Raw genomic sequence first — 24,863 nt, 5'->3', positions numbered from 1 at the left:
GCCTCGCTACTTCGCGCTGGGCTTCGGGAGGGGCTGGCCGTTCGTGTCGGGGTCGCCCGGCGTCGTCACGTAATGCCAGTTCCCCTTCTCGTCCTTCCAAGTGGCGGCCCGAATATCGATCTTCCCGTTCGTCTGGTTGACCTCACCCGGTTTGCCGCCGTTGACCAGCGGGGTGGTCGCGATGGTGTGGTCGTTGTCGTTCTTGGGCACCGGGTCGCCCTCGTACAACAGAACCGTGTTGCCGTGCTGGTCCATGTACTGACCGATGACCTCACGGTTGTCGTATCGCACACCCGGGCCGTTGTTGTAGTCGATGGAGATCGGGCCCCCTTTGATGTCCTGCGGGGGGTGCGCTCCGGGGGACGGAGGAGCCGTGAGGTCGTTGAGAAATTCGTCGAAGACCTTGATCGAGTACGACTCGGCCGCGTCGTAGTACGAGACCGCCATCAGCGCCGCGCTGCGGACCTGGTGGAGGATGCCCGGATCGCCGTCCTTCTTGCCGAACAGGTGGTCCTGAACGGTCATGAGCTGATCCTTCAGCTTCTCGCCGCTCTCCGCGGCGGAGCCGATCCAGCCCAGCCGCAGATTGGCCCAGGTGCGGTTGATCTCGTTCCAGGCATCCACGATGCTGCTCTGGGCGACAGGCAGATACCGGTGGGCGTAGTCGTACATGAAGCCCGGCTGAATGTTGATGTCCATGCCGGCCTCGGTGCCGTTGTAGCTCACCGGGGAAGCCTTCGGGAAGTCGGCCATGGCTACTTCCTGTTCGATCGTGCGCGAAATCCGTCCAGTGACGACGCTAGAGCCGGCGGCTCGTTCCCGGCAGTTCCCTCTTCGCGGCGCTCGTCGTCCCAACGGGGACGTTGCGGCGGGCACGAACAAAAAGCACAGTCGGGTGATGTCCAAGAAATCGCAGCCGGACGACTACCTGGTCAACGCGGGCGACCCCGGCACCGGTTTGGTCGATCTCAACGTGAATTGGGAGAAGCCCCGGGACATCACCGGCAACGGCCGGCAGCTGACCACTTGGGTGGCGCCGCACGAGGATTCCCCCGGGCACTACAGCTACACGGATCAGCTCGGCCGGGTCACCATTGTCGACGCCGACGGTGACCCGTTCCCCGCGGCCCGCAACCCCAGCGACAACTCGGTGCCGCCGGACCCGCCGCCGCCGTCCGTGGGCAACTTCAAGGTCAACACCGGCACCATGTACGAATGTGAGAGCGCCGTCCTCGCCGAGGTCAAGCATCAGATCACCGAGTTCGAGGCCTTCAAGGACGCGCGTCTGGCCCGGGAACCATGGATCTTCTTCAAGGAGTCCGCCGACGCCAAGACCAAGAACGTCCCCATCAGCAAGAACCTGACCATCGTCTACTCGCAGAAGGACCCGCATCCGGATCAGACCGCAGAGGTCATGCAGAGCCAGAATGCCCTGCTCCAGACCGTCGGCGGTGTCATCCAGCTGGTCAGCCAATACATCTCCAAGGTCAACGACGCCGCTCAGACGTACGCCTCGGCCGACCGCAAATCCTGGATCGACTGACAGCGGTTCGATAACGACCCGCGTCAGGCCTCGCGCGTCCTCACCGCGCGCGAGGCCTGGCAATTGCCCAGCACCCCTGCGCCCCGGTCGCCTACTTCCTTTCGAGTATCAGGCGCAGACGCTATGCGACACAGCGTCCGGCAAGTGCGTGACCGCGCCGGGAAGGCGATCTTGGGCTCCGTGCGCCCTGCTGGCCAGAAAACTCCAGGATCGTGAACAGGGTGACCGGCGGGTCCGTCCTGAGGGCATGCAGATCGGCGTGTACAGCATCGGGGATCGCACACCGGATCCCCTGACCGGACGACGGCCCACCGCGCGGGAGCGTCTGAAGGCGATGGTGAGCACGGCCGTACACGCCGAGGCGGTGGGATTCGACGTCTTCGCCACGGGCGAACACCACAACGAGCCGTACGCGGTCTCCTCGCCGGTCACGCTGCTCGCGCACATCGCCGCCCGCACCGACCGGCTGCTGCTCAGCACCGCGACCACCCTGATCACCACCAATGACCCGGTGCGGATCGCCGAGGACTACGCCACGCTGCAGCACCTGGCCGACGGGCGGGTCGACCTGATGCTGGGCCGCGGCAACACCGGCCCGGTCTACGGCTGGTTCGGACAGGACATCCGCGACGGACTCCCGCTGGCGGCGGAACACTACGCCCTCCTGCACCAGCTGTGGCGTACGGAGAACATCGCCTGGAGCGGCACCTACCGAGGACCGTTGCGGGACTTCACCGCGGTGCCGCGACCACTGGACGGGGTTCCGCCGTTCATCTGGCACGCCTCGGTGACCAGCGCCGAGACGGCCGACCAGGCCGCCCGCTACGGCGACGGCTACTTCGCCAACCACATCTTCTGGCCGCCGCAGCACACCAAACAGATGGTCGAGCTGTACCGCGAGCGGTACGCCCACCACGGCCACGGCACCCCGGAGCAGGCCGTGGTCGGCATCGGCGGCCACGTCTTCGTCCGGCCGAAGTCACAGGACGCGGTCCGGGAGTTCCGGCCATACTTCGACGCGGCCCCCACCTACGGTCGCGGGCCCTCGCTGGAGGAGTACTGCGACTTGACGCCGCTGACGGTCGGCAGCCCGCAGCAGATCATCGACCGCGTCCTCGGCTTCCGTGACTATGTCGGTGACTATCAGCGGCAACTGTTCCTGATCGACCACGCCGGCCTGCCGCCGGGCACGGTGATCGAGCAGCTCGACCTCCTCGGTGCAGAGGTTCTGCCGGTGCTGCGCCGCGAATTCGCCGCGCTCAGGACCACCGGATCGCCCGAGGCTCCGGTCCATCCGGCGCTGACGACGGCACAACTCACCTGACCATCGCCCGTTCGACACATTTGAGGATTCCGTGCTCGTCTACACCGCGTCCACCGAGATCGACGCCACCACCGAGCAGGTGTGGGACGTACTCACCGACTTCTCCAGCTATCCGGCCTGGAGCGCGTTCATCACCGGCGTCGGCGACACTGTCGTCGTCGGCGAGCCGATTCAGATCACCCTCGTGACCCGAGGGGGCCGGAGTTCGACCTTCACCCCTCGGCTGATCGCCCTGGAGCGCGGCCGGCGGTTCGCCTGGTCGGGGCATCTGCTGCACCCCGCGATCTTCACCGGAGTCCACGAACTCGTTCTCGAGCCGGTCTCCGCCGATCGGACGCGTCTCATCCACCGCGAGACGCTCACCGGGCCCCTCCCATACCTGATGTACCCACTGTTGAAGATGAACTCGTCGTCCTACCGTGACTACAACGCCGCACTGAAGCAGCGAGTGGAGTCCTCGGACGAGCCGGCGAAGTCGTGAACCTCCGCTGTCAGACGATTTGCCGCGACGCCGGGGCGGATTCCGCGGCCGGCTCGGCCTCCTCGGTGACGTAGGTCTGCCAGCCGCCCCGGCCCTGCCGCTTCGCGGCGTACATCGCCAGGTCCGCTCGGTGGATGATCTCGTTCATGGCCAGTCGTCCGGAATCGGCGGAGTCGGTCATCGCGATGCCGATGCTGCACGAGATCGCCGTGTGCGCCGCGCCGACCGGCACCCGCTGCGCGGCGGCGATCCACAGGATCCGTTCCGCGACGCTGACGGCGTCCTCGACGGCGTCGACGTCCAGCAGTACCGCGAACTCGTCGCCGCCGAGCCGGGCGGCCATTTCGCCGGCGCGGATGTTGGCCCGCAGCAGAGCCCCGAAAGCGACCAGGACGGCGTCGCCGGCCTGATGACCGTACGTGTCGTTGGTCTGCTTGAAGTCGTTCAAATCGATCACCAGCAGGGCGACGCGACGGTTCGGCTCATCCGCCACCCGGTTGAGTTCCTCGTAGAAGCCCGCCCGATTGGGCAGGCCGGTCAGGTCGTCGTGCGCGGCCCGCCGCCGGGCCTGCAACTCCCGTTGAATGCGAGCGTTGGTGTGACGCACGATGCGGACGATGACGGTGACGGTGAGCAGCAGGGACAGCACCACCCGGCCCTGACCGGCGAGCGCGGTCCGCGGCGGCCACAGGGTCGTGTTGACCACCGGTAGCAGCATCAGGGCAGTCAGCCAGACTGTCCGGGCGGGGCCGAGCCGCCGCAACGCCACCGGCTGCGGCCGGGAGACCTGCCGGACGGTCGGGTGCAGCGACGCGACGGCCATGCCGAGGAAGCCGGCGAGCACCAGGGCGCTCAGCAGTTTCTCCACGAACGTGGAGGCCGACGTGCCGATCAGGGCGAAGAGCAGGTCACAGCCGAAGACCGCGGTCAGGGCCAGACCGAGGATCCAGAAGGCCGGGGTACGCCCACGGCCGGCCTGAATGAGTTGGGCGGAGGCGACAATCGCCACCACGTCGAGGGCCGACCCGACGACGTCGGTCAGCTGGGCGAAGCCGATGTCACCCGGTCGCCCCAGGGCCGGCTCGATGAACAGGGTCCACGCCATCAGCGCGGCGGCCAGCACCACCAGCAACGCGTCGACCCGGCCCGGATCGTCCCGGTCCAAGCGTCGTTGCCGCAGCAGCAGGGTGAGTGCCACCGCGAGGAGTACGTAGCCGCCGATCTCCGCGGCGTTGGCGATCGTTTCCAGCGGGCCGGCCGCGTCCCGGTCCGGGCGCGGAAGGATGACGGAGGCGCAGAAACACAGCTGTGACGCGACCAGGGCCAGCCACGGCCGCCGCTGCCCCGGCGGCTGATTCCACCGGATTCCCGTCGCCGTCGCCACGATCGAGGCGACGATGACCAGGAGAAAGACCACCGAGGCGCCATCACCGGCGACGGTGAACAGGGCGATCGCGACCAGACCGATGCCCATCACCAGCCAGCCCGGTCTGCTCGACCGCGTCGTGCCGGGAACCATGCCCATCTTCGCCCACTCCCCGCCTCTCTGCCACCAAGATCGGCGTCAGGCGACGGGATCTGAGACCTACGGCCGCGCGCTCAGGTCGTGCCGGGTCAGCCGGCGCCGGAGCGCAGATCGATCTGACACCGCCTGTTCATGCCCGGCGTGACGTTTGCCGACCACGAATTTAGTTGTGTCCGGGCACGAAATCTCAGACCCGGTTTGGTGCCGATACACCGGATTTCCGCGGCCACCGGAAAGAGATCATGGACTCCGTCCCGGTAGCGCCCGGCCGGGCGTCGGACGTCGCGATCCTCGACCGCTCGTGCCCCCTCGCCCGGCACGGCACCAACCGCGAGGACACCGGTCGCCGGCGCCCAGAGCCGCCCTCCCGGAGGTACCGCGTGGACAGCTTGCCGAAGGGCGGCGACTCGACATGACCCGCTGCATGATCCAGCCAACGACGACCGAAGGACGGAGCGCTCCACTGAACGACGAATTCTTCGACAGCGCTCTCGCCCTCGACGCGGCCGATCCACTGGCCGGTTATCGGGACCTGTTCATCGCCCCGTTCGACTTCACCGCTCTGTCCTGTCTGGACAGTGACGGGCCCGGCCGGCCGCTGGGTGCGACCGCACGCCTGATGGACGAGTTCATCCGCACCCAGTGGGACACCCGGCTCACCCGAGGCTGGAGCGACGGCTGGCGGGAGCGGACCACCATGCTGGCGGATCGGCTGGGAACGGTGGCCCTCGGCGCGGCCGCCGGCCAGGTGATGGTGACCGGCTCCACGGCGGCGACCCTCGCCGCGATGGCCCGCGCGGCCCTCGACGGACGGCCCGGCCGCCGCACGCTAGTCCTGGACCCCGACAGCTTCCCGGACGAACACGACGTCCTGGAAGAGATCGCCGATGAGCGCGATCTCTCGCTGGTCCGGATCGACACCCATCCCGTCCCGGGCACCGCGGCGGGGCAGCTCACCGCGGCGGTGAACGACGACACGGCCCTCATCCTGGTCAGCCACGTGGCGTACCACTGCGGCCGGTTGGCCGACATGCGGGAGATCACCCGGATCGCGCACGCCGCCGGCGCGCTGACGCTGTGGGACCTCAGTCAATCCGCCGGCGTGGTGCCGTTGAGCCTGGACGACTGGGGCGCCGACCTGGCCGTCGGCCGCACCACCGACCATCTGAACGGCGGCCCGGACGCGCCGGCCTTCGCCTACGTCCGCCACGACCTGAGGTCCCAGGTGCGGCAGCCGATCTGGAAGGCCTCCGAGGTGGAGCCGGTGCAGGCCACCCGCGCGCTGCTCAGCGGCACCTCGCCCGTCCTCGCGACCGTCGCGCTGCGGGCCAACCTGGACGTCCTGGAGTCGGCGGGCATCGCATCGTTGCGCGCGAAGTCCGAGCAGCTGACGGCCTTCGCGCTCGAGCTGACCGACCACTGGCTCACGCCGCTCGGTGTCGAGGTGCTGAGCCCGCGCGACCCGGGACAACGGGGCGGCCACATGACGCTGCGACGGCCGGATCTCGACGAGATCCTCGCCTCGTTCCGGGCCCCGGTGGTGGTCCCCGGCCATCGCCACCCCGACCAGATCCGGATCGGCCCGGCGCCGCTGAGCACGAGCTTCGTCGAGGTGTACCGGGGCCTCGCCGTGGTGCGCGCCCTCCTCGAAAAGCAGCCGTGACGATGGTTCCGGCCTCGGGCAGCGGTGAGCGACGACACGCACTGGAGGAAATGGACCGGGCCTACGCCGGGCACCCGGACACATACGACGACCCGGACACCGAGGCGGTCCGCCACCTGCATCACGTACACCGGCCGGTCCTGCTCAGCTACCTGACCCGGCTCACCAAGGGCGACGGCCAGTGGGCCGAGGACATCGTCCAGGAGACTTTCATCCGGGCCTGGAAGAACCCGCAGGCCCGTGATGCCAACGGCCGGTGGAGCCAGGCATGGCTCTTCACCGTGGGCCGCCGGATCACCATCGACCACATCCGGGCCGCGCAGGCGCGCCCGCGTGAGTACTTCGACGACCAGATCGATGCACACGCCGGCCGAGACGACGGCATCGAGCAGATGCTCGACGGTCAGGTGGTACGCACCGCCCTGAACGATCTGCCGGAGCGCCTCCGCCGGGTCCTGATCGAGCTCTACCTCCAGGATCGTTCGGTCGCCGAGACAGCCGAGATCCTCGACGTGCCCACCGGCACCGTCCGGTCGCGTTGCTTCTATGCGCTGCGGGCACTCCGCGAGTCGCTGGCCGAAAAGGGATTCCTCCCCGATCGCACGCCGCAGGACTGAGCCGGTCACCGTACGGCCGGCAACACCACCGCGAGTACGAAGTACCTCCGTCCGTGGAACATCCGGCCATCCTCGCCGGTCTCGGCGTGACACCCCGCCCGGGGGCTGCGACGGTGTCCACCGTGGGCCAAAATTCGTCAAGCACCTCCGGAAGGCGCCGGCCGATGCCGTCCTCCCGGCCCGCGCCGGTCGCCGGGAACGCCGCGGAGACCGAGGCGCTGCGCCGGTTGCAAAAGGTGCACGGACCGGTGCTGCACAACTTCCTGACCCGGCTCACCCGAGGTGACTCGGACTGGGCGGACGACATCCGGCAGGAGACTCTGGCGCGGGCCTGGCACAGCCCCGAGGCGCGTGACGCCGACGGGCGGTGGAACCGGGTCTGGCTCTTCACGATCGCCGGACAGATCCTTCTCGACCAGGTCCGGGAGGCCGGGACCGGCCCGGACGAAGGCTCCGGCCGGGCCCTCGGCCCGCGGGCACCGGCCGAGGACGACATCACCGAACTGATGGACGCGAGCTCGGTCCGTGCCGCGCTCGACCAGCTGCCCGAACGACTGCGGCTCAACCTGATCGAGGTCTACTTCCAGCAGCGGTCCGTGTCGGAGACGGCCGATCGGCTGGCCGTGGCGCCGAGCACCGTGCGAACTCGCACGTTCCACGGACTCACGTCGCTGCGGGACACCCTGATCGGGTGCGGGTTCACCTTTCCGGCCCGGACGACCGGGGACTGATCGGCCCGGCCCGGACGCTCGGCGCCTTCCATGAACGCCCCCGCTTCCGTATCCGTCCTGGGTACGAGGAGCTCACGGGGGTTATCCGTCGTGGGACACGGGGAACGCGACGAACCGAGGGTGATCTGAGTGGCTGACAACGGCGGTACCGAGCCGCATGTGGCGGAGTTACTCGGGCTCTACTATCTCGACCAGTTGAGCGCGGCCGAGGGCGCCCTCATCGAGGGACACCTGCCGGGCTGCGCGCAATGCCGGGAGTCGGCGGCCCAGGCCATCGAGACGATCGCCTCGCTCGCTCTGCTCTCCACGCGGGACCGGGCCGAATTGATCGACAATTTCGGGGCCTTGGACCGATCGGGACCGCCACCCGGCCCGTACGAGCGATTCTTCCCGGCCGAGCCGCCCCCGGCCGCTCCCGAACCGGCCGCCAGCACCGAGAACAACCCGGGGCCGGACCGCACAGGCAAGACCCGGCCGGAGCCCGCCGTTCCTCCCTCGGTCGCGACGGCCCAGCCGGCCACCATCACTCCGGTTGCCCCGCCTCGGCGCCTCGGCATACGCCTACGAGCACACCGCGACCGGTCCGGCGCCGGCAATCGGCACCGCGCCGCCCTGGTCCGGCTCAGCGGACTCCTGATCCTGGTCCTGGCGTTCGGTGGGTTCGCCACCGCCGCACTGCTGCACCTGCGGAAGAACAGCGCACCGGTCGCCATCCCGGTGACGACCGTCGCGGTCAACGCCGCCGACCGCTCGACCGGCGCGTCCCTGTCGGTCTTCCTCGCCCAGGGCGAGAACGGGGTCAGCGTCCGGGCCACCGTCGGCGGACTGAAGACAGGCGCCGGCTACCGGCTGGAGGCGGTGACCTCCGACGGGCGAACGCTGCCGGTGACGAGCTGGGTCAGCGACGGCAAGGTGCGGGACATCACCGCCGAGGTCCCGGTGCCGCTCTCCACACTGGTCTTCTTCACCGTCAGCCGGCCCGGGAACCACCCCGTCGTGTCGGCCTACCTGGGGTCGGCCACCACGCGCTGAGTGCTGCCGATTTCTCGTACGGCCCTCGTGAACGCTCGGCCGTCCGGTTCCGTCCTGTGGAGCGACACGCGAGTCGGCGTTTGCTCGCCGCCGCACAAGCTGGTCGGAGGAGACGGCGGAAATGAAGAGATCGATCTGGGCCGGCCGCCGGAAGGCCGTGATAACCGCGCTGGGGCTGGCCGCGCTCCTCACCCTGGCCGCGTCGACACGGCCGGACTCGGCGTCGGCCGTGCAGGCGCTGCCGGGAGCCGAGGTCTCCGCCGCGGACCTGGCGCTCCTCGTCGAGGCCGCGAAGTCCTGCCCCGCGCTCACCCCGGCCAAGCTGGCCGGCCAGGTCATGGCCGCGTCGCACTTCAGCACCGACCCGGTCAACGCGGTCAGCGCGGTCGGCGGCAGCGGAATGGCCGGTCTGACCCCGCAGGTCTGGCGCAAGTGGGCGCCCTGGGAGAACGCCCGTCAGACGGACAAGAAGGCGAGCGTGATCGCGCTGGCGCACAGCATGTGCGACCTCGACGGACAACTGCGCGCGACCAAGGTTCCCGGTGACCGGTGGCGGCTGGCGCTCGCGGCCTACCGCATGGGAATGGGCCAGGTCATCAAGGACGCGAACGTGCCGGCCGGCGCCCGCGAGTACGTCGACACCGTCGAACGCTACGCGTTGTGGTACGGCCTGCGACCGGAGTTCGGTGGCACCGGCGGCACCGCGGCGGCGGCCCCACCGACCGACCCGCCGGTCACCCAGGCACCGCTGACACCGGTGCCCGACCAGTATGTCGCCGCGGTGGTCGCCGCCGGGAAGTCCTGCCCGGAAATGCCCGCGCCGCGCATCGCCGCGCAGATCATGGCCACCTCCGGTTTCGATCCGCAGAAGCTCGGCGGGGCCGGTCAGCAGGGCATCGCCCAGTTCCTGCCTCAGGTGTGGGTGGCCTACGTGCCGCCGTCCGGCGCCAGCCCGTGGAACGCCGAGACCGCGGTGCGCGCCCTGGGCACGACGATGTGCGCGATGATCAAAGAACGGTCGAAGGCCGGCCTGAAGGACGCGTACCCCTTGGCCCTCGCCGCGTTCCAGCGCGGCGACTCCTCGATCGGCACCAAGGCCGACCTCACCGGTTCGGAGAGTCTGACGGCGCTGTCCGGGCTGGTCGACCGATACCAGACCGAATACGCCAAGGACGCCCGGCTCATCGGGAAGCCGACCACAACGAGGCGGGAGGCCATAGCGTCGTCGAAGGCGCCGAACCGGCCCGATGAGACACCCAAGGCCACCGAGACGGCCAAGGCGGGCACGCACTCGAAGCCGGCCCGCACCAACCAGCCACCGGTCAAGGCCACCGACAGCGACTCGGGACGGGTCTACGGCCCGTACTTCATCCACAATCACGGGACCGGGCAATGCGTCGACGTTCCCGGTACCGGCCCGGGGAAGGTCGACGGCGAGATGGACCAGAACCTCTGCGTCACGCACGCCGAGGACAACCAGGAATTCGCGTTGGTGCCGCGTTCCGCCGACTCGGCCGGCAACCGGTTGTACTGGATCCGCAACATCGACGACTCGCTCTGCCTCGATCCGAGCGGCGCCGGCGCGCCCCCGAATCTGTCCAAGCTCTTCGAGTCGAACTGCCTCGACGGCGACAACCAGGACTGGCGGCTGCAGAAGAGCCTGACCGCGGGAAAGATCCAGCACTATCGGATCATCAACGCGTCCTCGGGGCTGTGCCTCGACCTGCCGGGTTCGGCCAGCGCCCCGAACAACACCCAGCTGCAACTGTCCATCTGTCAGGGCAACGACGACAACGACTGGTCGCTGCTGGAGAAGTCGGAGTTCTAGTCACCGGTGGCGCGACCCCCGCCCGGGCCGCGCCACCGGACCAAAACCGGCGGACCGTGAACGGGCGCTCCGCCACCTCCGTCCTGTGGTCGAGAACTGCCCCTGGCAATGACAAAGGTGAGGGCGAATGTCCTGGATCACCCGGTCGGCACTGCGTGCGGGCCTGGCCCTGAGCGCGGTGGCGGCGATGGTCGGCCCGACCGCGACCGCGACGGCGGCCGGCGCCGCCGACGACCACTACTTCAAGTACTACGCGGTGACGTCGTCGTACAACGGCAGACCGGAGACGCTCGCCGAGATCGCCACCCGGTTCCTGGACGCGCCGGATCGTTCGTCGGAGATCTTCGAACTCAACAACGGCCGGCGCCAGGCCGACGGCGGCATCCTGACCGACCCGGCACGGCTCCGGGCCGGCTGGGTTCTGATCCTGCCGTGGGACGCGGTCGGCGCCGACGTGCGGTACGGCGAACTGCCGGGCAAGAAGCCCCGGCCCGGCTCGACGTCGCCGGGATCCGCCACCGGGTCACCATCCACGCCCTCACCGGCACGGGCCAAGAAGGCGGCGAAGGTGCCCGGCCAGGCCCCGAAACCGCTGAAGGCCGGATCGGACGGACGGTGCGCCACCGCCGCCGCATCGAGCGCCCGATCCAACTGGGCCACGTTGCGGCTGGCGGCCGACCAGGTCTGGCCCCACAGCCGGGGAAAGGGCCAGCTGGTGGCCATCATCGACTCCGGTGTGGACGGCAGCCTGCCCTCGCTCACCGGGCACATCGCCGAAGGCATGGACATCATCAGCGGCAGTGGCCGGGGCGATGTCGACTGCCTGGGCACCGGCACCGCGATGGCCGGTCTGGTCGCCGCACAGCCCGCCCGGAACAGTTCCATGAGCGGCGTCGCTCCGGACTCCATCGTGATGCCGATCCGCGTCGTCGGCACCGGCCCGAAGGCGGAAGCCGCGGATGGTGCCGCCGCCATCTCGGCCGCTGTCTCGGCCGGCGCGACAGTGATCGCCCTCGGCAGCTATGTCGACGTCAACGATTCCGGGGTGAGCGATGCGATCAACAAGGCCCTGACCCATGACGTAGTGGTCGTCTCCGGGTCCGAGACCGCCTCCGGCAAGGACCGGGCCGCGGCCGCGTTCGACCCGGGTTCGCTGCGGGTCGGTGGCATCGGGGTCGACGGCCGTATCGCCTCCAAGTACCGGTCCGGAGGGGTCGACGTGGTGGCCCCCGGCATCAACGTCGCCAGCGTCGGCATCACTGGCGCCGGTGACGTCTCCGCCAGCGGTACCCAGTACGCCGTCGCCCTGGTGGCGGGGGCGGCCGCTCTGGTCCGGACGGCCTATCCCGACCTCAGCGCCGGCGAGGTGGCGCACCGCATCGAGGCGACCGCGGACCCGATGGGCGACGGGCAGCCGGACGGGCAGTTCGGCTCGGGAATGATCAACCTGCCCAAGTCGGTGACCACCGTGCTGCCGGAGGAGGCGGACGCACCGCCGGCACGGAAGCAGACGATGGCGTCCCCGACCCGGCGGGGCGACACCTCGACCCTGCTGGTGATCACCGTCCTGGTCTCGGCGGCCGCGGCCGTGGCGCTCGCCATCCGGATCCGCCGGCTGCTCCGCGACCGCGGCGACGACCAGGACGCGGACGAGTCGTACGACCCGGACGAGCCGCCCAACGACGCACCGGCGGTACGGCGCGGGCCACTGCCCCCGGCGACGCTGCCCCCGGCACCTCAGCCCCGCCTCGCCGGCCCCGGGTCTGACCCGGGGGACGACGAGAAGGAGACCGAGGTGCTGCCGGGCCAGGAACCAGCGGCACCGGCCCGGACCACACTGATGCCGCCACGGGCCGGCGTCCCCGGTCCGGCGGACGACAAGGCGTCGGCCGGGGCGAGGTCCACCGGCGCTCCTTCGTCGCATGACTGAGCCCACCGCCGCACGCCACCGGGCGCAGCCGGCCACTCCACGCGTGGTGATGCCGCCGGCCGACGCGCGTACCGCCTCCGCCGCCCTGTCCCAGCGCCGCGAGTTCGTTCGGGCGTTCGTCGAGCACGCGGCCGAGGTGCCGGCGAGTGAGCGCCACACCGTGCGCTGGCCCACCCTGATAACTGTCACGGCCCTGGTGTCGGTGGGCGCCATCGTGGTCGGCGTCTTCTGGACCCTGATCCGTCCGCTGAAGCCGGGTGAGACGCGCGCGGGGGTGCCGTCCGGTGTCGTCGTGCCGACCGGACCGGTCAAGACCTGGACCGGAACCGCCGGATGGGACTGTGCCGCGGCTGCCGACCGGGGCTTCGACGTGCAGGGCCGCACCGCCCAGTGGCGCACCCTTCCGTCCGGGGCGTGGCGTCAGGACGGTTGCCACGGCACCTTCGCCACACTGCCGCTCCCCAGCTCGAAGAACGATCGGGCCTCGTTCACGGCGGTCTGGTGGTTCACGCCGGCCCAAGGCATGCGGACGTGCGAATTCAGCGTGTACGTGCCGGCCGCACGCCCGGACGTCGAGGCGGCGGAGCGGGCGAACTACTCGGTGCAGTCCGGTGGTGGCGGCGGCACCCCGTACGCGGACTTCACGGTGACGCACAGCGGACACGCCGGCCGGTGGGTGGCCGGTGGCTCCTTCCCGGTCCAGCAGGGCCAGATCGCGGTGAAGCTCGTCATCAAGGGCAACGAGGGCGGCCGCGGCTCGGTCGTGGTCCTCGGCCAGACGAGGGTGAACTGCGGTGACTGACCGCGGCGCCCGTACCGCCGCCCTCGGCGACGCCAGGGAATCGCCCGCGGCCGCCGGTCGGCTGGAGCGGGTGTCCACCCGGGCGTGGAGTCGGCACAAGACCATCGGTTCCGCGGTACGGGCGGCCAAGGCCGGCACCGTCATCTCGGTCGCGGCCGGCGTCTACCGCGAGCAACTCGTGGTCGACCGATCCGTCACCATCGTCGCCGAGGACACGTCCGGCACCGTGGAACTCGTCTGCCCGCAGGGCCCGGCGTTGTCCGTGCGCTCCGGCCACGCCGTCGTCCGAGGCCTGACCATCCGGGGGCCCAGGCCCGGCGCCGCCGCGGTCAGCGTCGGCGCCGGAGCCCTCACCCTCGAGGACGCGTTGATCACCGGCGGTTCCATCGAGGTCGGCGGTGGCTCGTCGGCCACCCTGCACCGGTGCGCCGTCGAGGACACCTCGGCGGCGGCGCTGGCCGCGGTCGACGGCGCCCGGGTGCAGGCCTACGACCTGCGGATCGAACGGGTCGACGGGGTCGGGGTCTTCGCCGACGGCGCCGCCCGGGTGGAGTTGACCCGCGCCACGATGAACGCCCTGCGGAGCGTCGGTGTGTCGGTCGCCGGCACCGCCACCGCGATCCTGGACAGTTGCGACGTCGGCCACGTCGGGTCGGCCGGGCTCGAGGTCACCGCGGGCGGCCAGGCCCGGGTGACGGAGAGCAGCTTCCACGACGTGGGCGGCGACGGCGTCCGCGTCACCGGCAGCGCCGCCTTCGGGTCCGGCTGGTGGCCGCCCTTGCGGCCGGGCCAGGCCCCCGCCGGCGGCGCTAGTGACCCGGGCGGCGCCGGCGGGGTGACGCTCGATCGGTGCCGGATCGACCGAACCGAGGAAGCGGGCCTGCTTCTCCACGGTCCGGCGCAGATGTCGGTCACCGGCACCACGGTGGACCGGGCCGGCACGGCCGGCGCGCTGGCCGGCGGGACCAGCCGCCTCGCCCTGGCCGACTCCCGGATCACCAACAGCACGCAGACCGCCGTCGCGATTCGCGACGACGCCGAACTGCGCTGCACCGGCGTCACCATCACCGATTCGGCGGCCAACGGGGTGTACGCGGCCGGCGGCCAGACCGTGCTGCGCGACTGTGAGATACGCCGGTCGGCCCTCACCGCGATGCACCTGCTCGGCACCGCCACCGTCACCGTGGTCGGCGGTGTGGTCGACGGAACACCGGAGGTCGGCATCCGCGCGGTCGGCCGGTCCCTGCTGCACATGCACGGAAGCGCCATCGAGGCGGCCGGGGTGCGGGGGGTCGACATCGGCGAGACCGCGGACGCGGTGCTCCGCCGGGTGACGATCACCGGCGGCAAGGTGGGGGTCCGGGTCGAGACCCCGCATCGGCCGCTGCTGGAGGACTGCCAGATCCAGGACGTCGCCCAGACCGGGGTGGAGATCGCGGCGGGCGGGGCGCCGACGGTCGTCCGGGTACGTGTCTCCGGATCGGGTGCGGCCGGGGTGTTCATCGACGAGGACGCCACGCCGATGCTGGAGGACTGCGAGATCACCGGCGTGGGTGGCAGCGGCCTGGCGGTGTGGGGCGGCGCCCGGCCGCTGATCCGCGGGCTCACGGTGACACGCTGCCAGAAGAACGGGCTCTACTTCGGGCCGGGAGCGGGCGGCAAGGTCGTCGACGCCGAAGTCGCGGAGACCGCCTATCCGGCCGTGTTCGTCGGCGCCGAGGCGGAGCCGGCGTTCGTGCGCTGCCACGTACGCGACACCGACGAGGACGTCACCGAGGCCGACGGCGCGCGTCCGACGTACGACGGATGCTGGAGCACCGACGTCGCGTCGGCCAAGCTTCCGGCGGCCGCGGACGATGTGGTGACAGTGCCCGGCCGCACCACGCCCAAGCCGGGGAAACCGGGCGAGGACACCGCGGCCGGCTCCCTCGACACACTGCTGGCCCAACTCGAAGCCCTGGTCGGTCTCACCCGCGTCAAGAAGGACGTCGGCACCATGGTCAAGCTGGTGCAGATGGTCAAGCGGCGCCGGGAGGCAGGCCTCTCACCGCCACCGCTGTCGCGACACCTGGTCTTCGCCGGCAACCCGGGAACCGGCAAGACCACTGTGGCCCGGCTCTACGGCCAGCTGCTGGCCGCCCTCGGCATGCTCGCCAACGGTCACCTGGTCGAGGTCGACCGGGGCACGCTGGTCGGTGAGTACGTCGGTCACACCGCCCCGAAGACCCAGGCGGCGTTCCGCCGGGCGATCGGTGGCGTGCTGTTCATCGACGAGGCGTACGCCCTGGTGCCCGAGGGCCAGGGTTCGGACTTCGGTCAGGAGGCCATCTCCACCCTGGTCAAACTGATGGAGGACCATCGCGACGAGGTGGTCGTCATCGTGGCCGGCTACCCCGAGCAGATGGAACATTTCATCGCGGCCAACCCGGGCCTGTCCTCGCGGTTCTCCCGCACCCTGACCTTCGACGACTACTCGGCCGCGGAACTCGTCGGGATCGTCGAGGTGCAGGCGGCCGAGCACCAGTACCGGGTTTCCGACGACGCCCGCGCCACCCTGATGCGGTACTTCGGCACGGTGAGCCGCGGCGACGGCTTCGGCAACGGCCGATTCGCCCGCAAGGTCTTCCAGCAGATGACCGAGCAACACGCCGGCCGGGTCACCGAACTCGACGATCCGAGCGACGACCAGCTCAGCACGCTGGAAGACGCCGACTTCACCAGCATCGATTTCGACATCCGTGGCTGAGGAGCAACGATGACCCGGCTGGCCTTCCACCGTCCGGCGCGATTCTTCCCGCCCCAACTGCCGAACGAGCCGGTGGTGCTGCCGACCCCGCCGGAGGCGCCCAAGGACAACCCGTCCAACAACGCCTGGACGCTGGTCATGCCGTTGCTCAGCAGCGTCGGCATGGCCGCGTACATGGTCACCTTCGGTCGTCCGGCGCTGATCATCATCGGCGTGTTGTTCTTCGCCACGTCCACCGGCGCCGTCATCGCCATGCGGATGAGCCAGAAGAGCACGGCCGGGAAGACGACCCGCCAGCAGCGGGCCCGGTACCGCGCCCACCTGAAGATCTCCCGGGACAGCGCGCGGATGGTGGCGACCAGCCAGCGTACGGTCGCCGCCCTGGCCAACCCCGAACCGGCCCGCCTGTGGTCGATCGCCACCACCCGCAAGCGGGTCTGGGAGAGACGCCAGGACGACCCGGACTTCCTGCGCGTACGGCTGGGATGCGGCGCGGTCCAGCTGGCCACCCCGATCCAGCTCGACGACCGGCTGGATCCGCTCACCGACTACGACTGGGAGTCGCTGGAGGCGGCCAACCAGCTGATCGAGCGCATGGGCCGGGTCGACCGGCAGCCGATGGTGATCGACGCCGGTCGCGGCGGCGTCATCAGCCTGGTCGGCGGGAAAGCCCGGATCGAGCCGCTGACGCGGGCCCTGCTGTGTCAGATCGCCGTCCTGCATGCTCCGGACGACGTCACCATCGCCGTGCAGAGCGCGGAGGTGGAGGACTGGCACTGGGCCAAGTGGCTCCCACACACCTTCGAGCCGAAGGTACGCGGCGAAGCCGGCACCGTCTCGCTCATCGCGCCGGACCCGGAGCTGCTCGGCCCCTTCCTGGCCCGCGAACTGGTCAGCCGGGCCGAACACCAGTCCCGCAGCCGGGCTCACACCACCGATCCGGCCGCGGCCCGGCTGAGACGTCTCGTCGTCGTGTTCACCGGCTTCGAACCGGTCTCCGAGTGGGGACGTTCCGACCTGATGCGCGCTCTGATCAACGCCGCCGGCCCGGGCTCCGGCATCACGCTGATCTTCGCGGGCGGGCAGGACGCGGACGAGCCGAGCCGGGTCGACCTGCGGATCCGGGTGGACCACCGGGGTGAACTGATCCACGAGGGGGACCCGTCGCTGGTCACCGCCCCCGCACTGGGTTGCACGCCGGACGCGGTGACACCCGAGTTCGCCGAGCTGATCGCGCGGGCGCTCACCCCGCTGCGGCTCAGCGACGAGCGCGAGCAGCTGCTGGCCCGGGTGACCTCGCTGACCGAGATGATCCTCGGGCCCGACCCGGCCAACGCCGACGTCACCGGCCGCTGGGTGACACCGGGCGATCCCCGCCTGCTGCGCACACCGATCGGCACCAACGGCGACGGTGAGGTCGTGGTGCTGGACGTCAAGGAATCGGCCCAGGGCGGATCCGGGCCGCACGGCCTGATCGTCGGGGCCACCGGGTCGGGCAAGAGCGAGCTGCTGCGTACGCTCGTCACCGGGCTGGCCCTGACCCACTCGCCGGAACTGCTCAGCTTCGTCCTCATCGACTTCAAGGGCGGCGCGGCGTTCGCACCGCTGAGCGGGCTTCCGCACGTGGCCGGGCTGATCACCAACCTCGTCGACGACACCGCCATGATCGACCGGGTGCTCGCCGCGCTGATGGGTGAGCAACAGCGCCGGCAGAAGGCGTTGCGGGACGCCGGCAACGTCGACACCATCCGGGAATACCAGGTCCGGCGAGCGGCCGGGGCCACCAACGAGCGGGGCGAACCACTCGAGCCCCTGCCGTACCTGATGATCATCGTCGACGAGTTCGGCGAGCTGCTGTCCGGCCGGCCCGACTTCGCCGAACTCTTCACCCAGATCGGTCGCGTCGGCCGAAGCCTCGGCATGCACCTGCTGATGGCCACGCAGCGGCTCGAGGAGGGCAAACTCCGGGGTCTGGACTCCCACCTGTCCTACCGGATCTGCCTACGCACGTTCAGCGCGTCGGAGAGCCGGTCGGTCATCGGCACCACCGACGCCTACAAGCTGCCGCCGATTCCCGGCTCGGCGTATCTGAAGGTGGACGAGTCGATCTATCAGCGACTGAGAGTCGCGCATGTGTCGGCCCGTCACATCAGCCCCGCGGAGCGCGACGCCGCGGCCGGCCGGATCGACTCCAGCGTTGTCGCGTTCGACGTACGCACCGCCTCGGAGCAGGTCGAACGGGAGCCGGACGAGGCCGAGGCGCGCTCCGGCAGCGGGCCGACAGAACTGCAGATCGTCGTCGACCGGCTCAGCTCGGTCACCGCCCCCGCCCATCAGGTGTGGCTGCCGCCGCTTCCCCCGGCGCTGGCCCTCGACCACCTGCTCGGTGTGCCCGCCGACCAGGACGGACGCGGCTTCTCGGCCCGGCACTGGCCGCACAGCGGCCGGCTCGCCGTCCCCCTCGGGCTGCTCGACCTGCCGCTCCGGCAGGAACAGGAGACCCTGGTCATGGACTTCGCCGGCGCACACGGTCACCTGGCCGCGGTGGGCGCGCCCCGGACCGGCCGGAGCACGCTGCTGCGCACCATCATGCTCGCCGCGATGCTCACCCACACCCCCGAGGAGATCCAGTTCTACTGCGTCGACTTCGGCGGCGGCACCCTGCACCCGTTCGCGAAGGCCCCGCACGTCGGCTCCGTCGCCGGCCGGAATGAATCCGAACTGGTCAGCCGCACCCTGGCGGAAATCCGCACCTTGATCACTGAGCGTGAGGAACTGCTGCGCGAACTCGGTCTCGACTCCATGGCCGACCTCCGGGACCGCCGCCGGGACGGCACCCTGCCGGACGGCATCCGATCGGCCGACGTCTTCCTGATGATCGACAACTGGGGAGCGCTGCGCACCGAGTACGAGAACGCCGATCCGGTGCTGGCCGAGATCGCCGCCCGCGGCCTCGGCGCGGGCGTGCACCTGGTGCTGACCAGCGGCCGGTGGAACGACATCCGGCCGGCCCTGCGCGACAGCATCGGCACCCGGATCGAGCTGCGGCTCAACGATCCGAGCGAATCCGAGATCAACCGCCGGATCGCCGCCGCAGTGCCGTCCAATGTGGCTGGTCGGGGCCTGAGCGCCCCCGGCGTCTTCTTCCAGTTCGTACTCCCACGGATCGACGGCCAGGACACCGCCGACGGCCTACGCGAGGCACAGCATCACGTGCTGGGGAAGATCACGGACGGCTGGACCGGTCGTGGCGCCCCGGCGATCCGGTTGCTGCCGCACACGATCCAGGTCCGCGAGCTCGCCGCCGACCAGGAAAGCACCGCCGTACCGATCGGCATCGCCGAATCCAACCTGGAAACCGTCTCGCTCGACCTCACCGGCGACAACCCGCACTTCCTCGTCTACGGCGACTCCGGATCGGGAAAGTCCACGCTGCTCCGCACCTACCTCGGCGGGCTCGTCGAGCGCACCTCGCCGTACGACATGCGGGTGATCCTCTTCGACTACCGGCACGCACTGCTCGACGTCGTGCCGGAAGAACACCTCGGCGCGTACGCCGGGGACGCCACCACCGCCCAGGTGTACGTCCAGCAGGTCTGCGAGAAACTCCAGGAACGGCTCCCCCCGCCCGGTGTCAGCCAGGCCCAGCTCCGCAGCCGCGACTGGTGGGAGGGCACCGAGCTCTACCTCGTCATCGACGACTACGACCTGGTCGGCGGCAGCGGGTCGTCGGTGCTGAACCCACTCGCCGCCTTCGTCCCGCAGGCGCGCGAGATCGGACTGCACATCATCCTGGCACGCCGCGTGGCCGGCGCCGCCCGGACCCTGAGCGACCCGCTCGCCACCCGAATCCGCGACATGGGTACGAGCGGAATCGTCCTCTCCGGCGATCACCGCGAAGGCGTCGTCCTCGGCGACGAACGCGCCGCGCAACGCCCGCCCGGCCGCGGAGTCCTGGTCGAACGCGGATCGCCCGGCCGCCTCATCCAGGTCGCCCAGCCCGACACCGCCGAGCCGGCCGCCTCGGCCTGACGAACCACCCACGCGAAAGGCGAACCTGATGGCCAACGAACAGAGCCGCATCACCGTCATCGGCGCCCACCGGCGCGTCGACGTCGCGGTCCCCTCCATCTCCCCGATCGGCGAGTACGCCCCCCGGCTGGCCGAGATCTGCGAGGAGTCCGGGCCGGACGCGATGCCGCCCGTCTGGTCCCTCGGGGTGGCCGGTGAGCCGGCCTTCCCGGCCGACGCCAGCCTGGCCGACCTCGGCGTCGTCGACGGGCAGGTGCTCTACCTGCGCGACATCGCCGTCGAACCCGGAGACGCACCCGTCGTCAAGGACATCGACGAGGTGGTGGCCGACGAATCCCTGCGCCGGCGGCGCGACCGGATGCACGCCGGCCCCGTCGTGCTGGCCTTCGGGCTGGCCTGGCTGATCGCCGCCGCGGTCGTCATCGGCTCGCGCTCCGCCGGGAGCGCCGCCTCGACCGCCGGTCTGGTGCTGGTCAGCCTGGCCATCCTGGCCACCGGATACGGGCTGCGGCACCGAAGCTCAGCGGTGCCGGCGGCCCTGGTGCACATCGTCGTCATCAGCTCCATCCCCTGCATGGCGGTGGCCGGCGTCCTGGTCGCCCAGGGATTCGGCGGTCCGGGTCTGCGGTGGGCGGGCGGGGTGGCCGGCGCGAACGTGGGCGGCCTGATGGCGCTGGCGGCAATGCCCGGAGTGGTCCTGATGGCGATCGAACTCCAGCTCGCCGTCGCGGCGGTCCTCGTACTCGTGATCATGGGTCTCGGCGCCGACCAGGTCGCGGCGTCCGCGCTCGTCGCAGCCGTCGCGATGGGTCTGATCGCCGTGAGCAGGCAGGTATCGGCCAGCCTCATGGCCTGGAGCAACCGCGTGCCGACCGGCCGGCGGGCCGCCGCCCTCGCCACCGGGGACCTGGTGATCCGCTCCGGCCGGCTGCTCGCCGTGGTGATCGCCGGGCCAACCGTGGCGCTGGCCGTCACCCTGCCCACCCTCGCCCTGTCGCCGCGCGCCTTCGCCGTCGCCACCGCCACCGTCATCACCATCGCGCTGCTGGCCCGGGCCCGGCTGGCCGCCTTCACCAGCGAACTGCTGACACAGGGCGGCGCCGGCCTGATCGGAACCTTCGCCCTGCTGGTCCACCTGGCCGAACTGGTGGACATCACCGGGGCGGCGGCCGAGGCCCTGCTGCTCGGCGCCAGCATCACGATCATCGGGCTCGGGGTGGCCATGAGCGTCCTGCTGCAAACGCCCGAGGAGCCGGAACCCGACGGAGTTCCCCGGCCCAAGAAGCCGCGCAAACGCAGCAAGGCGGAGGCGATCGGCGTCATCACGGCCGTCGCGACAGTTCCGCTCACGATGGGCGTGTTCGGAGTCTTCGGCCACCTGGTCTGGGTGGGGCGCACCCTGTTCTGACCGGTCACGCCCCCCACCGCAGACGCCGTTCAGGCCGCCGACCGGGTCCGCCGGGCCTTCCCCGACAGGTGACCCAACTCGATCGCCATCCGGGTCAGTTCGGCCTTGTTGCTGACCTTCAGCTTGGCGCGGATCCGTTTCGCGTACGTGTTGACCGTCGTCTGCGACAGCCCCATCCTGGTGGCGATCTGCCGATGGGTGAAACCCGAGGCGATCCAGCGCAACGTCTCGATCTCCCGCGGCGCCAGGCCGTTCTGATCCTCATCGCCACGGTCGGCCAGCTCCACCTGGAACTGGTCCACCGTCCGGGGACACAGATAGAGCCCGCCCCGCACGATCACCCGCATCGCCTCGAGAACTTCACGCTGCTCGGCGAACCGGCTGATGCAGCCGCGGGCCCCCGCCCGGATGGTCGTCAGCAGCGTCGGCGACCCTTCCCAGGCCGAACTGACCAGCGGCCGCCCCACCGTCGCCACCTTCGCGACGGTGTCGATCGCGGAATCGTTGATGTACGACAGGTTCAGCACGACCACGTCGTACGACGCACTCGGCGCCGGCAGTTCGTCGACAGAACCGACGGCGGCCACGACCCGCATTCCCGCGTCCTCGGCCGCCAGCTTCTCCACACCCGCACGGGAGATGGGCTGGTCCGCGACGATGGCGACTGTGAACACCGGCATCCTCCATATCTCTGCTCCCGCTGACGCGAAAGGACGGCGGCCTTAAGACGGGACAGGGACTCGCACTGTTCACGGGCGGCGGAGATTCCCCACGGATCGCATGGGACAGACCCCATCGGAGCATCCGGAGTCCCGAAGAGGGCCTTGCCGACACTCCCAGCGCCGCTCCTAGCCTCGAAGCGCAGCAGTCCCCAACACGAGACAGCCGGCGGGGAAGCGCACCGCGACGAGCCTGGAGACCGATGTGCCCACCGAGACTCTCCCCGACGGGTCGAAGGTCGAATACGACAGCGCCGGTAAGGTCACGCGACAGGTGACTCCGGACGGCACCGTGTTCGACCGCTTCGACGGCGACGGCCGACCGGCCCACGCGACAGTGCCCGCGTCGAACGGAAACGCGGCGACCGACGTCGACATCACCTATCAGGGTGGCCAGAGCACGTGGCATTACCCCGACATGACGGTCACCCGCGACGCGGACGGCAATACGGTGCGCGAAAATCTGAGCGACGGTACGGTCTTCGACCGTTTCACCGCCGACGGCCGGCCCACCCACGGCACGATGCCCGGCCAGAACGGCGCACCCCCGCAAGGCGTCACCATAACCTACGACAGCGGCGCGTCCACCTGGCGATACGACGACGGGACAGTCGTCAGCCGCAACGGGTCCGGCGACGTGGTGCGAGAACAAGCCGCGGACGGCGCGGTCTTCGACCAGTTCACCCCTGACGGTAAACCGACGCATGGCACGATGCCGGGTCAGAATGGTGCGCCGCCGCAGGGTGTCACGGTCACCTATGACAATGGCGCGTCGACGTGGCGGTATGACGACGGAACGGTTGTCAGCCGCAATGGGTCCGGCGACGTGGTGCGAGAACAAGCCGCGGACGGCGCGGTTTTCGATCAGTTCACCCCTGACGGTAAACCGACGCATGGCACGATGCCGGGTCAGAATGGTGCGTCGCCGCAGGGTGTCACGGTCACCTATGACAATGGCGCGTCGACGTGGCGGTATGACGACGGAACGGTTGTCAGCCGCAATGGGTCCGGCGACGTGGTGCGAGAACAAACCGCGGACGGCGCGGTTTTCGACCAGTTCACCGCTGACGGTAAACCGACGCATGGCACGATGCCGGGTCAGAATGGTGCGCCGCCGCAGGGTGTCACGGTCACCTATGACAATGGCGCGTCGACGTGGCGGTATGACGACGGAACGGTTGTCAGCCGCAATGGGTCCGGCGACGTGGTGCGAGAACAAGCCGCGGACGGCGCGGTCTTCGACCAGTTCACCCCTGACGGTAAACCGACCCACGGCACCATGCCCGGTCAGAACGGTGCGCCGCCGCAGGGTGTCACGGTCACCTACGACAATGGCGCGTCCACCTGGCGGTATGACGACGGGACGGTCGTCAGCCGTAACGCTCACGGGGATGTCACCCACGAGAAGACCGCTGATGGCGCCGAGTTCGATCAGTTCACCGCCGATGGTAAACCGACCCACGGCACCATGCCCGGTCAGAACGGTGCGCCCCCGCAAGGCGTCACCATCACCTACGACGGCGGCGCGTCGACATGGCGATACGACGACGGGACGGTCGTCAACCGTAACCCCAACGGCGACGTGGTGCGAGAACAAACCGCGGACGGCGCGGCCTTCGACCAGTTCACCCCTGACGGTAAACCGACCCACGGCACCATGCCCGGTCAGAACGGCGCGCCCCCGCAAGGTGTCACGGTCACCTACGACAACGGTGCGTCCACCTGGCGATACGACGACGGGACGGTCGTCGACCGCAACGAAGCGGGCGTCGTTGTGCGAGAACAAACCGCGGACGGCGCGGTCTTCGACCAGTTCACCGCCGACGGTAAACCGACCCACGGCACGATGCCGGGTCAGAACGGCGCGTCCCCGCAGGGTGTCACGGTCACCTACGACAATGGTGCGTCGACGTGGCGGTATGACGATGGGACGGTCGTCGACCGCAACGAAGCGGGCGTCGTTGTGCGAGAACAAACTGCGGACGGCGCGGTTTTCGATCAGTTCACCCCTGACGGTAAACCGACGCATGGCACGATGCCGGGTCAGAATGGTGCGTCGCCGCAGGGTGTCACGGTCACCTACGACAATGGTGCGTCGACGTGGCGGTATGACGATGGGACGGTCGTCGACCGTAACGCTCACGGGGATGTCACCCACGAGAAGACGGCTGATGGCGCCGAGTTTGATCAGTTCACCGCCGATGGTAAACCGACGCATGGCACGATGCCGGGTCAGAACGGTGCGCCGCCGCAGGGTGTCACCATCACCTACGACAATGGCGCTTCCACCTGGCGGTATGACGATGGGACGGTTGTCAGTCGCAACGGGTCCGGCGACGTGGTGCGAGAACAAACCGCGGACGGCGCGGTTTTCGACCAGTTCACCCCTGACGGTAAACCGACGCATGGCACGATGCCGGGTCAGAATGGTGCGTCGCCGCAGGGTGTCACGGTCACCTACGACAATGGTGCGTCGACGTGG

The 24,863-nt window shown here is 70.0% G+C and carries 17 protein-coding genes; 14 read left to right on the top strand and 3 right to left on the bottom strand.

Features of this window, described 5'->3' with window-relative positions; genetic code table 11:
• Positions 1–6: 6 nt before the first annotated feature.
• Positions 7–753, bottom strand: a complete 747-nt coding sequence (locus ACGFIO_RS41010) for a hypothetical protein (RefSeq protein WP_392835844.1) — start codon at positions 751–753, stop codon at positions 7–9.
• 145 nt (positions 754–898) lie between these two features.
• Between ACGFIO_RS41010 and ACGFIO_RS41005 the strand changes: the two genes are divergently transcribed.
• The 3 genes from ACGFIO_RS41005 (at position 899) to ACGFIO_RS40995 (ending at position 3,348) form a co-directional block, all read left to right on the top strand.
• Complete coding sequence (locus ACGFIO_RS41005) at positions 899–1,543, top strand: hypothetical protein (protein WP_392835842.1); 645 nt, start codon at positions 899–901, stop codon at positions 1,541–1,543.
• 247 nt (positions 1,544–1,790) lie between these two features.
• Positions 1,791–2,867: a CE1758 family FMN-dependent luciferase-like monooxygenase gene (locus ACGFIO_RS41000; protein ID WP_392835840.1), complete on the top strand. Its 1,077-nt coding sequence runs from the start codon at positions 1,791–1,793 to the stop codon at positions 2,865–2,867.
• A gap of 31 nt (positions 2,868–2,898) precedes the next feature.
• On the top strand, positions 2,899–3,348 hold the full coding sequence (locus ACGFIO_RS40995; protein ID WP_392835838.1) for an SRPBCC family protein: 450 nt from the start codon (positions 2,899–2,901) through the stop codon (positions 3,346–3,348).
• A gap of 10 nt (positions 3,349–3,358) precedes the next feature.
• Here ACGFIO_RS40995 and ACGFIO_RS40990 read toward each other — a convergent pair whose 3' ends face one another.
• Complete coding sequence (locus tag ACGFIO_RS40990; RefSeq protein ID WP_392835836.1) at positions 3,359–4,873, bottom strand: diguanylate cyclase domain-containing protein; 1,515 nt, start codon at positions 4,871–4,873, stop codon at positions 3,359–3,361.
• A 424-nt stretch (positions 4,874–5,297) separates the two neighbouring features.
• Here ACGFIO_RS40990 and ACGFIO_RS40985 point away from each other — a divergent pair, with 424 nt between their 5' ends.
• The 10 genes from ACGFIO_RS40985 (at position 5,298) to ACGFIO_RS40940 (ending at position 21,662) form a co-directional block, all read left to right on the top strand.
• Positions 5,298–6,536, top strand: a complete 1,239-nt coding sequence (locus tag ACGFIO_RS40985; protein ID WP_392835833.1) for an aminotransferase class V-fold PLP-dependent enzyme — start codon at positions 5,298–5,300, stop codon at positions 6,534–6,536.
• A 2-nt stretch (positions 6,537–6,538) separates the two neighbouring features.
• Positions 6,539–7,153, top strand: coding sequence for a sigma-70 family RNA polymerase sigma factor (locus ACGFIO_RS40980; protein ID WP_392835921.1), 615 nt, complete (start codon positions 6,539–6,541; stop codon positions 7,151–7,153).
• A gap of 164 nt (positions 7,154–7,317) precedes the next feature.
• The gene (locus ACGFIO_RS40975; RefSeq protein ID WP_392835831.1) at positions 7,318–7,884 is read left to right on the top strand and encodes a sigma-70 family RNA polymerase sigma factor; all 567 of its coding nucleotides are present in this window, start codon (positions 7,318–7,320) and stop codon (positions 7,882–7,884) included.
• 159 nt (positions 7,885–8,043) lie between these two features.
• Entirely contained in the window at positions 8,044–8,916 is an 873-nt protein-coding gene (locus ACGFIO_RS40970) for a zf-HC2 domain-containing protein (protein WP_392835829.1), read from the top strand.
• Between the two features lie 121 nt (positions 8,917–9,037).
• The gene (locus ACGFIO_RS40965; RefSeq protein ID WP_392835827.1) at positions 9,038–10,744 is read left to right on the top strand and encodes an RICIN domain-containing protein; all 1,707 of its coding nucleotides are present in this window, start codon (positions 9,038–9,040) and stop codon (positions 10,742–10,744) included.
• Positions 10,745–10,871: 127 nt separating this feature from the next.
• The gene (locus ACGFIO_RS40960) at positions 10,872–12,674 is read left to right on the top strand and encodes a S8 family serine peptidase (RefSeq protein ID WP_392835824.1); all 1,803 of its coding nucleotides are present in this window, start codon (positions 10,872–10,874) and stop codon (positions 12,672–12,674) included.
• Positions 12,667–13,476: a hypothetical protein gene (locus tag ACGFIO_RS40955; protein WP_392835821.1), complete on the top strand. Its 810-nt coding sequence runs from the start codon at positions 12,667–12,669 to the stop codon at positions 13,474–13,476. Before ACGFIO_RS40960 ends, ACGFIO_RS40955 begins: the two co-directional genes overlap by 8 nt.
• Entirely contained in the window at positions 13,469–16,222 is a 2,754-nt protein-coding gene (locus tag ACGFIO_RS40950) for a right-handed parallel beta-helix repeat-containing protein (protein WP_392835819.1), read from the top strand. The genes ACGFIO_RS40955 and ACGFIO_RS40950 overlap by 8 nt, the downstream gene beginning before the upstream one ends.
• 9 nt (positions 16,223–16,231) lie before the next feature.
• Entirely contained in the window at positions 16,232–20,254 is a 4,023-nt protein-coding gene (gene eccCb, locus ACGFIO_RS40945) for a type VII secretion protein EccCb (RefSeq protein WP_392835817.1), read from the top strand.
• Positions 20,255–20,282: 28 nt separating this feature from the next.
• Positions 20,283–21,662: an EsaB/YukD family protein gene (locus ACGFIO_RS40940; protein WP_392835814.1), complete on the top strand. Its 1,380-nt coding sequence runs from the start codon at positions 20,283–20,285 to the stop codon at positions 21,660–21,662.
• Positions 21,663–21,691: 29 nt separating this feature from the next.
• On the opposite strand, the gene ACGFIO_RS40935 is transcribed toward ACGFIO_RS40940, so the two are convergent.
• Positions 21,692–22,336 (bottom strand): LuxR C-terminal-related transcriptional regulator, encoded by a 645-nt coding sequence (locus ACGFIO_RS40935; protein ID WP_392835812.1) that lies wholly within the window; start codon positions 22,334–22,336, stop codon positions 21,692–21,694.
• Between the two features lie 250 nt (positions 22,337–22,586).
• On the opposite strand from ACGFIO_RS40935, the gene ACGFIO_RS40930 reads away from it, so the two are divergent.
• A partial coding sequence (locus ACGFIO_RS40930) for a hypothetical protein (protein ID WP_392835810.1) occupies positions 22,587–24,863 on the top strand: 2,277 nt, incomplete at its 3' end.

It is taken from the genome of Actinoplanes sp. NPDC049265 (genome assembly GCF_043197135.1).
GTDB lineage: Bacteria > Actinomycetota > Actinomycetes > Mycobacteriales > Micromonosporaceae > Actinoplanes.
This window is presented reverse-complemented; position numbering and strand designations above follow the sequence as displayed.